At 38.9% G+C, this 10,654-nt stretch carries 13 protein-coding genes and 1 tRNA gene; 2 read left to right on the forward strand and 12 right to left on the reverse strand.

Annotated features, from left to right (window positions below):
• Nucleotides 1-39: 39 nt before the first annotated feature.
• The 12 genes from rbfA to ACMZ6U_RS07055 all read right to left on the reverse strand — a co-directional run bounded on the left by rbfA (nucleotide 40) and on the right by ACMZ6U_RS07055 (nucleotide 9,798).
• Nucleotides 40-393 carry a 30S ribosome-binding factor RbfA gene (rbfA, locus tag ACMZ6U_RS07000; RefSeq protein ID WP_416107432.1) on the reverse strand — a complete coding sequence of 118 codons (354 nt, stop codon included), beginning with the start codon at nucleotides 391-393 and terminating at the stop codon, nucleotides 40-42.
• 97 nt (nucleotides 394-490) lie between these two features.
• Nucleotides 491-3,361: a translation initiation factor IF-2 gene (gene infB / locus ACMZ6U_RS07005; RefSeq protein WP_416107434.1), complete on the reverse strand. Its 2,871-nt coding sequence runs from the start codon at nucleotides 3,359-3,361 to the stop codon at nucleotides 491-493.
• A gap of 18 nt (nucleotides 3,362-3,379) precedes the next feature.
• Complete coding sequence (locus ACMZ6U_RS07010; protein ID WP_160544558.1) at nucleotides 3,380-3,682, reverse strand: YlxQ-related RNA-binding protein; 303 nt, start codon at nucleotides 3,680-3,682, stop codon at nucleotides 3,380-3,382.
• The gene (gene rnpM / locus ACMZ6U_RS07015) at nucleotides 3,675-3,971 is read right to left on the reverse strand and encodes an RNase P modulator RnpM (RefSeq protein WP_416107436.1); all 297 of its coding nucleotides are present in this window, start codon (nucleotides 3,969-3,971) and stop codon (nucleotides 3,675-3,677) included. Before rnpM ends, ACMZ6U_RS07010 begins: the two co-directional genes overlap by 8 nt.
• 15 nt (nucleotides 3,972-3,986) lie before the next feature.
• Nucleotides 3,987-5,186, reverse strand: coding sequence for a transcription termination factor NusA (gene nusA / locus ACMZ6U_RS07020; protein ID WP_416107438.1), 1,200 nt, complete (start codon nucleotides 5,184-5,186; stop codon nucleotides 3,987-3,989).
• Between the two features lie 53 nt (nucleotides 5,187-5,239).
• Nucleotides 5,240-5,728 carry a ribosome maturation factor RimP gene (rimP, locus tag ACMZ6U_RS07025; RefSeq protein ID WP_416107450.1) on the reverse strand — a complete coding sequence of 163 codons (489 nt, stop codon included), beginning with the start codon at nucleotides 5,726-5,728 and terminating at the stop codon, nucleotides 5,240-5,242.
• Nucleotides 5,729-5,841: 113 nt separating this feature from the next.
• A complete protein-coding gene (locus tag ACMZ6U_RS07030) occupies nucleotides 5,842-6,288 on the reverse strand; it encodes a pyridoxamine 5'-phosphate oxidase family protein (RefSeq protein WP_115130745.1) in 447 nt (148 codons plus the stop codon).
• Between the two features lie 165 nt (nucleotides 6,289-6,453).
• Nucleotides 6,454-6,540, reverse strand: a tRNA-Ser gene (locus ACMZ6U_RS07035).
• A gap of 29 nt (nucleotides 6,541-6,569) precedes the next feature.
• Nucleotides 6,570-7,205, reverse strand: a complete 636-nt coding sequence (gene trmB / locus ACMZ6U_RS07040; protein WP_416107440.1) for a tRNA (guanosine(46)-N7)-methyltransferase TrmB — start codon at nucleotides 7,203-7,205, stop codon at nucleotides 6,570-6,572.
• Nucleotides 7,202-7,990 (reverse strand): cell cycle regulator CcrZ, encoded by a 789-nt coding sequence (gene ccrZ, locus ACMZ6U_RS07045; protein WP_416107452.1) that lies wholly within the window; start codon nucleotides 7,988-7,990, stop codon nucleotides 7,202-7,204. The genes trmB and ccrZ overlap by 4 nt, the downstream gene beginning before the upstream one ends.
• A 52-nt stretch (nucleotides 7,991-8,042) precedes the next feature.
• Complete coding sequence (locus tag ACMZ6U_RS07050; protein WP_416107442.1) at nucleotides 8,043-9,077, reverse strand: ABC transporter permease; 1,035 nt, start codon at nucleotides 9,075-9,077, stop codon at nucleotides 8,043-8,045.
• A gap of 1 nt (nucleotide 9,078) precedes the next feature.
• Nucleotides 9,079-9,798: an ABC transporter ATP-binding protein gene (locus tag ACMZ6U_RS07055; protein WP_416107444.1), complete on the reverse strand. Its 720-nt coding sequence runs from the start codon at nucleotides 9,796-9,798 to the stop codon at nucleotides 9,079-9,081.
• A gap of 70 nt (nucleotides 9,799-9,868) precedes the next feature.
• On the opposite strand from ACMZ6U_RS07055, the gene ACMZ6U_RS07060 reads away from it, so the two are divergent.
• Together ACMZ6U_RS07060 and ACMZ6U_RS07065 are read left to right on the forward strand one after the other, a co-directional pair.
• Entirely contained in the window at nucleotides 9,869-10,285 is a 417-nt protein-coding gene (locus tag ACMZ6U_RS07060; RefSeq protein WP_416107446.1) for an HIT family protein, read from the forward strand.
• Nucleotides 10,285-10,608 (forward strand): hypothetical protein, encoded by a 324-nt coding sequence (locus ACMZ6U_RS07065; protein ID WP_416107448.1) that lies wholly within the window; start codon nucleotides 10,285-10,287, stop codon nucleotides 10,606-10,608. Before ACMZ6U_RS07060 ends, ACMZ6U_RS07065 begins: the two co-directional genes overlap by 1 nt.
• The last annotated feature ends 46 nt before the right edge of the window (nucleotides 10,609-10,654 follow it).

The following is a 10,654-nucleotide window of genomic DNA, read 5'->3' on the forward strand; positions in this document are numbered from 1 at the left end:
GTTAATTATAAGTCACCCACTACAGTTGACGAAGAGCCTTTATTTTTCTGTACGATCTAAATTGCGTAATAATTCGTCAATTTTGTTGCCATATTCAATAGATTTGTCTTTTTCAAATGATAAATCAGGAATTTTATACATGTGGAGGTTTTTACCTAGTTCACGTTTAATCGTTCCTGTGGCTTTTTCTAAACCAATTTGTGCTTTTTGATTGTCAGAAGCTAGTTCACTGTGGATAGTGTAGTAAACTTTTGCCGCTGATAAATCACCCAACATTTGAACATCCGTGATGGTAACATCTTGGACACGTGGGTCACGAACCTTGAGACGCAAGATTTCATTGACTTCACGTTTGATTTCCATACCAACACGATCTACACGATGATTTGCCATATGTTTCTCCTTTCAATTCATTAAGACAAAAGCTAGACTAGCTGCCTAGCTTCCACTTTATCTTTCATTGTCAAGGTTATTAAAGACTCGAAAAAGGTTATTTTCGAACAATTTCTTCCATGATGTAAGCTTCAATAGTATCATCAACTTTAAGATCATTGAAGTTCTCAATCATGAGACCACCTTCTTGGGCATTTCCAACTTCTTTAACGTCATCTTTATAGTGTTTCAAACTAGCTAGTTTGCCATCAAAGATAACCACGCCATCACGAATGACACGAGCACTTGAATCACGTGTGATCTTACCATTGATAACCATAAATCCACCGATAGTACCCACTTTAGAAACTTTAAAGGTTTCACGGACAATAGCTTCCCCAAGAACTTTTTCTTGGTACTCTGGATCTAATTTACCTTTCATAGCTTCTTCGACTTCTTCGATAACTTTATAAATGATACTGTGAAGACGAATTTCAACGTCATCGGCATCTGCTTGTTGACGTGCCTGTGGTGTTGGACGAACGTTGAAACCAATGATAACAGCATTTGAAGCTTCTGCCAAAGTAATATCAGACTCATTAATCGCACCTACCGCTGAGTGAACGACATTGACACGGACACCTTCTACTTCGATTTTAAGAAGTGAAGCTGCCAAGGCTTCTACGGAACCTTGTACGTCAGCTTTGATGATAACATTAACAGTCTTAATTTCACCTGCTTTAAGCGTATCAAAGAGATTTTCAAGACTAACACGTTGTGTATTTTGACGTTGTTTCATAAGGGCACGTTTAGCACGTTCTTCACCAGCTGCACGCGCTGCTTTCTCATCTGCATAAACAGCAAAGTGATCACCTGCCATTGGTGTTTCATTCAACCCGGTAATAGAAACAGGTGTTGATGGTTCAGCTGTTTTAACACGACGACCAAGGTCGTTTACCATAGCACGAACACGTCCAAAGGTATTACCAACAACAATTGGATCTTGAACATTAAGTGTTCCTTGTTGAACAAGAAGAGTAGCAACAGCACCTTTACCTTTATCAAGGCGAGCCTCAATAACAGTACCAATGGCACGAACAGTAGGATCAGCTTTTAGCTCTTCCATTTCAGCTACAAGAAGGACTGTTTCAAGCAATTCGTCGATATTTTGACCGAATTTCGCCGAAATTTCGACAAACTCTGAATCACCACCCCAAGCTGTTGAGATAACACCATGCTCAGCCAATTCTCCGATAACACGTTCTGGGTTAGCCCCTGGTTTATCAATCTTGTTAATGGCAACAATGATTGGAACCTCCGCAGCTTTTGAATGGTTAATTGCCTCGATAGTCTGTGGCATAACGCCATCATCCGCGGCTACAATCAAAATGGTAACGTCTGTGACAGATGCACCACGCGCACGCATTGAGGTAAAGGCTGCGTGACCTGGTGTATCCAAGAAAGTGATTTTCTTACCATTTGTTTCGATTTGATAAGCACCGATATGCTGAGTGATACCACCAGCTTCTCCAGTCGCAACGCGTGAGTTACGAAGGGTATCAAGAAGCGTTGTTTTACCGTGGTCAACGTGACCCATGATAGTAACAACAGGTGCACGTTCAACTAACTCATCAGCATTAAGATAATCTTCATCTGCAAAGAAACGTTCAATATCAGCATCATCTACTTCAACTTTAGCACGTGCTTCAATGCCATAATCAACCATCAAGAGTTCAATGGTGTCACCATCTAATGATTGGTTCTGGGTAGCCATAACTCCCATCATAAAGAGTTTCTTAACAATTTCTGCAGGTTCACGTTTGATACGTTTTGCAATTTCAGCAACCGTCATCCCTTCAGTATATTCAAATTCCTTAGGTAATTCGTGGAATTTCCGCTCTGTTACTGGCTTTGGAGCACTGTTAGCATTACGATTGTTTTTACCTTTTTTATTTTGTTTATTTTTATTCCAGTTACTATTTCTTTGATTTCTCACTTGGTTTTGATTCGTCCAATTTTTCTTATTTTTACTTTGCTTAGGACCATCTTCATTCTGATTTGAAAAATCACGCGATTTTTCAGGACGACCCTGTTTTTTGCGACGGTTGTCTGATTGACTCGAAACAACTTGCGTTGGCATATCAGCAACCCGAGGTTTATTTGAAGCATCTGCTACGAGACGAGCATTATCTTGAGCTTGTTGTTCTTTTTCAATCTCAGCCTGTTTAGCTTTACGAGCCTGTTCTTTGGCCATTTGAGCCTGGCGTCGCGCTTCTTCTTGCTCACGGAAACGTGATTCACTTTGACGTGAGTACTCAGCGTTTTGTTCAGCTTTTAGAGCGGCAGCACGTGCTTTAAAATCGATTTTTGGTCTAGATTGTTGCTGACGATTCTGCGAGCTATTGTTATTAAATCGATTCTCATTACCTCGATTGTTACGGTTTGATTGGTCGTGACGTCGGTCATTATTTGGACGATTATCTTGTTGACGTCCTCCTTTAGGATGACCTTGTTGATGACGACTATCTTGACGGCGATCATTCGAACGGTTATCACGACGCTTTTGACCACTCCCGTTTCTGTTATTTCGACTTTCACCGTTACTACGACGATCTGCTTCAGCCTTAGCTTTGGCTTCACGTTCTGCTTTGAAGTTACGACTTTGTGGACGTGGTTTTGCAACCACTGTTCCTGCTACTTCAGCTTTTGGATGAGATTCCTCAACTTTTGGAGCAGTTGTTGTTTTTGGTTTATCACTTACCACTGATTTAGTAACTTGCTGAGCTTCAGTTGTACTTGACACTTGTTTTTCAGTTGCCTTTGGTGTTACAGTACCTTTGAAGGCCGCAGTAAGACGATCAGCATCCTTACCTTCTACACTTGATGCGTGACTTTTCACAGCCATGCCCAATTCCTGAGCTTTGACGACAACTTCCTTACTTGCGACACCGACTTCTTTCGCAATTTCATATAAGCGTTTTTTTGACACGTGACGTCCTCCTATTCCTTATGCCATAAGAGTCCTCATTTTCTTTGAAAATCCAGCATCAACAATAGCGACAACCTTCCTAGGTTTTCCTACTGCCATGCTTAATTCCAGTGTGTTAAACACTGTGGAGACTTCTATTTGATAGTATTTACTTTTATCTGTAATTTTTTTAGTCAAATTATCACCAGCATCATTGGCTAGAAAAATTAATTTTGCTTCCTGATGTTGAATGGCTTTAACAACCAATTCCTCACCTGATATAACTTTTCCAGCTCGCTGTGCTAGTCCGATTAAATTGGCTAATTGTTGCTGATTATTCAAGACCGAGCTCTCTTCTTTTTACCTTGTGGTCAACGTAAGCAATCAACTCATCATAGAATTCATCAGAAACTGCTGTTTTGAAACTGCGATCAAAGACCCGTCTTTTCTTAGCTTCTTGGGCTTCTTGATTATCTAGTTTGATATAAGCTCCGCGACCATTCGCTTTTCCAGTTGGATCAATAAAAATGTCTCCCTCCTTGTTTTTCACAATTCGGAGCATGTCACGTTTATCAATCACATCACCAGAAACAAGAGACTTTCTTAAAGGTATTTTACGTGTTTTAGCCATAAACACCTCTATTTATTATTCTTCGTTAGATATTTCGTCAAGTGGCATGACATCCACATCTTGTTGGTTCACTTCAACTGACTCTTCCGCAGAGACAACTACCGCTTCTTCTGCCAAAGCTTGCTGAGCTTCCATTTCTTCGTATTCCGTAGCAGACTTAATGTCTATGCGGTAACCTGTTAAATGAGCCGCTAAGCGAACATTTTGACCACGACGACCAATAGCCAGTGATAATTTGTTATCAGGTACAACAACAGTTGCACGTTTGCTGTTTTCTTCGTCGAAGAGAACCATATCAACTTCAGCAGGGGCAATAGCATTGTAGATAAACTCTGCTGGATCTTCAACCCATTGGATAACATCAATGTTTTCCTCAACAGGTACTTCAATGCCTGTTTTAGCATCAATACGGGTTGGATGGAATTTGCTGATAACCTTCTTGATGTTTGAACCACCGCGACCAACAATCGTACCGATAGCATCAACATTAGGATTGTGGCTGCGAACCGCAACTTTTGTACGATCCCCAGCTTCACGAGAAACACTCATGATTTCCACTGTACCATCAAAGACTTCTGGGATTTCTTGCTCCATAATGCGTTTAATGAATTCAGGATGGCTACGACTAACGAAAACATTGACACCTCGAGGATTGTTTTCTACCTTGTAGACATAAACTTCAATACGATCATGTGATTTGAAAGTTTCACCTGGAATCTGATCTTGGTGTGACAACTGTGCTTCAAGTGATCCAAGATTAACATAGATAAAGCGTTGGTCAAAGCGCTCAACTGTACCTGTCATAATTTCACCTTCATGCTCCTTGTACTCGTTGAAAGTCACTTCACGCATTTGCTTGCGCATTTTTTCCATGATGGTTTGTTTAGCTGATTGTGCTGCAACACGGCCAAATTCAGTCACAGACTCTTCAAAACGAATCTTATCTCCTAATTCATAAGCTGAACTGATGGCTAAAGCATCTTTTAAACTAATCTCAAGTCGACTATCGAAAACTTCATCGACAACTTCACGAACCGTATATACCTGAAAATCAGCAGTCTTTTCATTGAATTCAATAACACAACTTTCTGCCTGACCATAGCGGCGTTTGTAAGCTGATTTCAAGGATTCCGTTACGGCATCAATGATATCTTCTTTATTAATGTGCTTTTCTTCTTCCAAAATACGGAAGGCTTCTAACATTTCTTTACTCATGTTTGTCTCGCCTTAATAATTAAGGCAATTCCTTTCTTTTCTGAATGATTAGATTATATTTTCACCGCTAAGCGGGCTTTGGCAACAGTTTGATAGGGAATATCAACAGTTTTATGCCGTGTCTTATCCAAGTAATCTATGGTCAAATTTTCACCATCAAAGGCGAGTAGATCTCCCTCAAAAACTTTGACTTTATCGATAGCTTTATAAAGACTAACATTAACATAGGAACCGACTGCGTTTTCCAATGCTTCCTTAGTTTTCAGTGGACGTTCTAAACCTGGACTAGACACTTCCAAAAAATATTGTTCTGGAAAGGGATCTGGTTTAATGGTATCTAGTAGCGGACTGATAACATCGGTTAATTCTGCCGTATCATCTACAGAGATACCACCAGGTTTGTCAACAAGAATACTAAGGATATAATCGCCACCCATTTTGCCATACTCGACATCAACCAGCTCATAAGGAGCCTTGATATGAGGCGTAACCAACTCAGTTACCTGTTCAACTATTGTTGCGATAATAATCCCTCCTTGCACAGACAAGAGGCGAAGTAATAACCTCGCCCCTTTCTCATTATTTTAATTAATCATATCACAATAGCTAGCAACTTGCAAGTCTAAAGAGTCCAGAATGCTTGTTCTCTCAGCATCTAATCTTCCTTAGCTAAATCGCCATTAATATCAAAGGTATACTTATGACCTTGTGTTAGACTTTGATAAAATCCTTTACCTTCATATAGCTGAAAAACACGAACATTTTCCCTTTCCTTATGATTGGGATAAACTTGCTCGACAAATGGATTTCCTGCTAAAACCTCTTCTAACTTTTCTTCCCCTAATTCACGTACTCTTCCTTCAACGCGAATCACTTGGATTAAGTAATCCTCTTGATGCATGCCCGTTATGGCAATATTAGGGTTTCCTTGTAATTGCTTATAAAATCGAGTTGTGGGACTTGTCATGAAAAAAATCCCCTTTTCATTTGCCAAGCCAATGTGAATAAAGCGAGCATGAGGTTGTCCTGCCGAATCCGTAGAGGCAATCACCGATGGAGACATTTTAGTTTCCAACAAATTCAAAATTTCTTTAACTTTCATAGCTACCTCCCTTTTTTGAAATCGCTTAACCTATCACTATTATAACACAATTGAAAATAAAAAGAAGCAAAGATGAAAGATTCCTAGCTTCTTTAGTCTTTATTGAATTTGGTAGGTGAATGGGGAGCGAATACCACCAAAACCTTGATATACCAATGGGATAAAAGGAGAGGAGGGGATTCGAACCCCCGAGCCCCGTTAAGGACTACACGCTTTCCAAGCGTGCGCACTCGGCCACTATGCGACCTCTCCATCAAAAAGCGGAAATTTCCGCTTAACTATTAAAATTGTGCTTCAACCCGGTAAATCACTTGACCTTTTTCAGAGAACTTCTGCTCGTACTCAGTCATCACATTAGCGTCATAACCGCTAGCATGTAAATCTAGCCAAACCTGCTTCAAGGTCATACCATATTGAGAAAAACTAGCTAAGCTATATTCAAACAAGCCACGATTATCGGTCTTGAAATGAATTTCACCGTGTTCTGGCAAGATTTGCTGATAGGTCTCTAAGAAAGTCTTGTAAGTCAAACGGCGTTTTTCATGCCTAGTCTTAGGCCATGGATCTGAGAAATTCAAATACATGAGTGTGACTTCACCATCTTCAAAATAATTGGTTAGACTTGAACCATCAACACGAAGCAAACGAACATTGGGCGCCTGACTCTCAATCACCTTATCCAAAGCATAACTGAGAACAGAAACTTGGATATCAATACCAATGTAGTTAATATTGGGATTCTGCAAAGCCATTCCCGTAATGAAAGCACCTTTTCCAGAACCAACTTCAATATGGATAGGATTGTCATTACCAAAAACCTGATGCCATTTACCTTTTGCATCTTCAGGATTTAAAATAACGTATTGGGGATGATTTTCTAAATAGTCTTCAGCACCTTTGCGCTTACGAACTCTCATTTGAATAACTCTCTAAATTTTCTAAGGGCGTAAATTTCACGGTTGACACGCTCCATATCACGATTATCAAAACACTGCTGAATCTGCGATAAGTAGGACAACTGACCATACCAGTATACCTTGTCCATCACAGCTTTAGGATTGTCGTAACCATAATAAACCAACCAATCTGACCAAGCTACACGTGGAACATAGTGACTAAGGAGATGTCCAATATCATACATAGGGTCAGTTAGACGAACAGAATCCCAGTCGACAAGATAAATCACACCACTGGTTGTAATAATCCAATTATTGTGTCTGACATCACCATGAACGATAGTGGCATCATCTCGATCAAAATTTGGTAAACTTTGTTTCAACCCTTTAACGATAGACTGAATAAAAGTATTCTCACGTAATTGAAGCGGCATTTCACGCTCCAATTTTGCAAGGAGTTCATAAGGGTTTTCAATTTGATACTTAAGCTGTAAAAGTTGATTAGCCAAATGCTTTGATTTATGCAAGCGCAATAAAACTTGAACAATCTGCTTGCTCATCATATCTTGTTTGAGCAAAATGCGACCATCAAGCCATTCTTGTGCACTCATCATATCACCATTACCCAACCGTTTAGCCCAAAGTAATTGTGGTGCAATCTGCTCTTTAGCTAAGGCTGCTAAGATTGGTGTGGTGTTCTTTTTGACAAAAACACGTTCTCCAGATGGGTAGGTTCCCATATAGGCTTTGTTACTTTTTCCACGCATGGGTGTCAATGTTAAATCGTTATCAATAACTGTCACCATACCCTCCTTTTTTCCTACCATTTTAGCTCTTATTTTACTTGTTTTTTAAGACTTAGTCAACAAACTTCTTCAGCTTATTCGGAAGATAAACCAAGCTCAGAATGAGCATAATAGGAATAATCCCCAAAAATCTCCAGTCTAATGCTACTAAGCTTAATTGAATCAAACCAATACCTAGCGAAATTTTTAGTAATAGGGTTTTAAAAGCTTGTCGTTGAAGCTCGCTTTCTACTGGATATAATCGCGCCATGATTTGATAATCATAAACTCGGTAAAGTCCAAGAAGTTGGAAAAGCAAGAGATAATTAAAAAGACCTACTAAAGCTAGCCCCCACCAATTTGGCAAGAGTACTCCCAGAACTAAACTGATAAGAAGCAACCTCAGACTGAGCCCAAAGTAGTCCCCATTCCTAAGATAGGCTCTCGCATACAATTCTAACCAAATATTTTGTGTTGTTGTTTTTGTTAACAATCCTATCAGTGGATTGAGATATTTTCTTGGTTTTGTCGTACTGGAAATACCTTTTACAGTGGTAAACAAGGAAAAGAAGGTCAAAATCCTTTGCTGTCTCTGTTTTTCATACCGAATGAGTTTTGCAAAATCAAGCAAGTGCCCTCGATAAAATCCTTTAAAATCATGATATAAACGAATCCCCCTCAGTATAAAAAGCACTACGATATAACCAATAAACTGCCATAATGACCAACCGGATAAGAGAAAAATAGGAGAGAATAATAAGGTGACAAAAAGCTGAAATATCCCCCATAAGATAAAGGATTTTCTTGCAGCATTTTTTAAATTTCTTTGCAAAAATGTTTCCTGAGGTAAGAGAAATACCTGATCTGCAGACACCAGATAGGTCGCTATCTTTCCTAAAAACGTTAGGGCAAGTGTTACTAAAATGGAGAGAACGATGGGAAACATAGAACTTTTGGGAAAATCGTTAACCAGATTGGTATATTGAACCACCAAAAAACCCAAAAGAAACATCAGAACTAAAACGAAATGGTCATTAAAAACATAACGTAGGTACTTAACACACCGCTGATTAAACTCTAGTTGACGCTTTTGAATAATCTTTTCCATCTTAATTCTCCTGCGTCAATTGCATATAAATATCAGTCAAATCAGCTGTTGGTAGACTAAATTGTTGTCGTAACTCTTCTAGACTACCGTTAGCTAGAATCTCACCATGATGGAGAATAACAAAACGGTCACACATTTTTTCAGCAGAATCCAGAACATGAGTACTCATCAAAACAGCTGTTCCTTTAGTTTTTTCCTCTGCAATAATAGTCGTCAAATCTCTAATCGCTAAAGGATCTAATCCCAAAAAAGGCTCATCCACAATCAATAAGCTTGGCTCAATCATGAGAGCTGCAATAATCATTACTTTCTGCTTCATCCCTTTTGAAAAATGAATGGGATACCAGTCTAATTTATCCTCTAAACGAAAGAGTTGTAACAGCCTTTGGCGTAATTCCTCTTGCTCACCTAAACCATAAGCTAAAGCAACTGTATCCAAGTGTTCTTGCAAGGTCAACTCTTCATATAAGATTGGCGTCTCAGGGATATAACCTATTTTGCGACGGTAACTTTCTGGATTTTCTAACAATTGCAAGCCATCCAAAGTCACACTTCCCTGATAAGGTTGCAAAAGCCCAATGATTTCACTGATAGTCGTTGATTTCCCCGCTCCGTTAAGCCCAATTAAGCCAACAACTTCTCCTGAGGAAACCTCAAATGAAATGTCCTTTAAAACAGGTATATTAACGTAGCCACCAACTAAATGATCAATTTTTAGCATGACGATTCTTCCTAACTTTGATATACTATTCTTAATTATAACAAATTCAATCAAAAAGGTGGTTTTACATATGGCAAATTGTATTTTCTGTCAAATTATCTCTGGTACAATCCCGTCATCCAAAGTATACGAAGATGAAAAGGTCCTTGCCTTCCTAGACATTACACAAACAACAAATGGCCACACTTTATTAATCCCTAAAGAACATGTTAAAAATGTTCTTGATATGACTGAAACTATAGCTCAAGAGGTTTTCTCACGATTACCCAAAGTTGCCCGTGCTGTTCAAAAAGCGACTGGAGCTAAAGGAATGAATATTATCAATAACAATGAAGAAGTTGCTGGTCAAACCGTCTTTCATGCTCATATCCATCTGGTACCAAGATTTGATGAAAAAGATGGTATTGAAATTAAATACACCACTCACGAACCTGATTTTGAAACATTGGGGCAACTAGCCAAAAAAATAGCAAGTGAGGTCAAATAATGGGATTAAAAAGCTCACTAGTGACCACCGTAACTGCTTTTATCACTTATAAAGTTTTTAAAAAACGAAAACCTATCAAAGCAACTTATGAGACAGAAAAAGAACGTCTGGTAGCTATTCAAAAAGACAAAGAAAAGATTCAACATCAAGTTGCTATTATTAGAGATGAGATTGCTAAGATCGATAAACTTCGGCAAGATACTGAATATAAGGTTCGCGTTTTTCAGAAAGAGCTCGAACCGCGAGTGTCGATTATTAAAGATAAAACAGAGCATATGCAATCGATACTCTCTTCTAATCACCACAATCAACAAGAAAAGTAACAAAGACACTAGAATAAAAAAACGCATCCTATCAGGTTATCTAGGC

It is taken from the genome of Streptococcus pluranimalium (assembly GCF_047785745.1).
Lineage (GTDB): Bacteria > Bacillota > Bacilli > Lactobacillales > Streptococcaceae > Streptococcus > Streptococcus pluranimalium_B.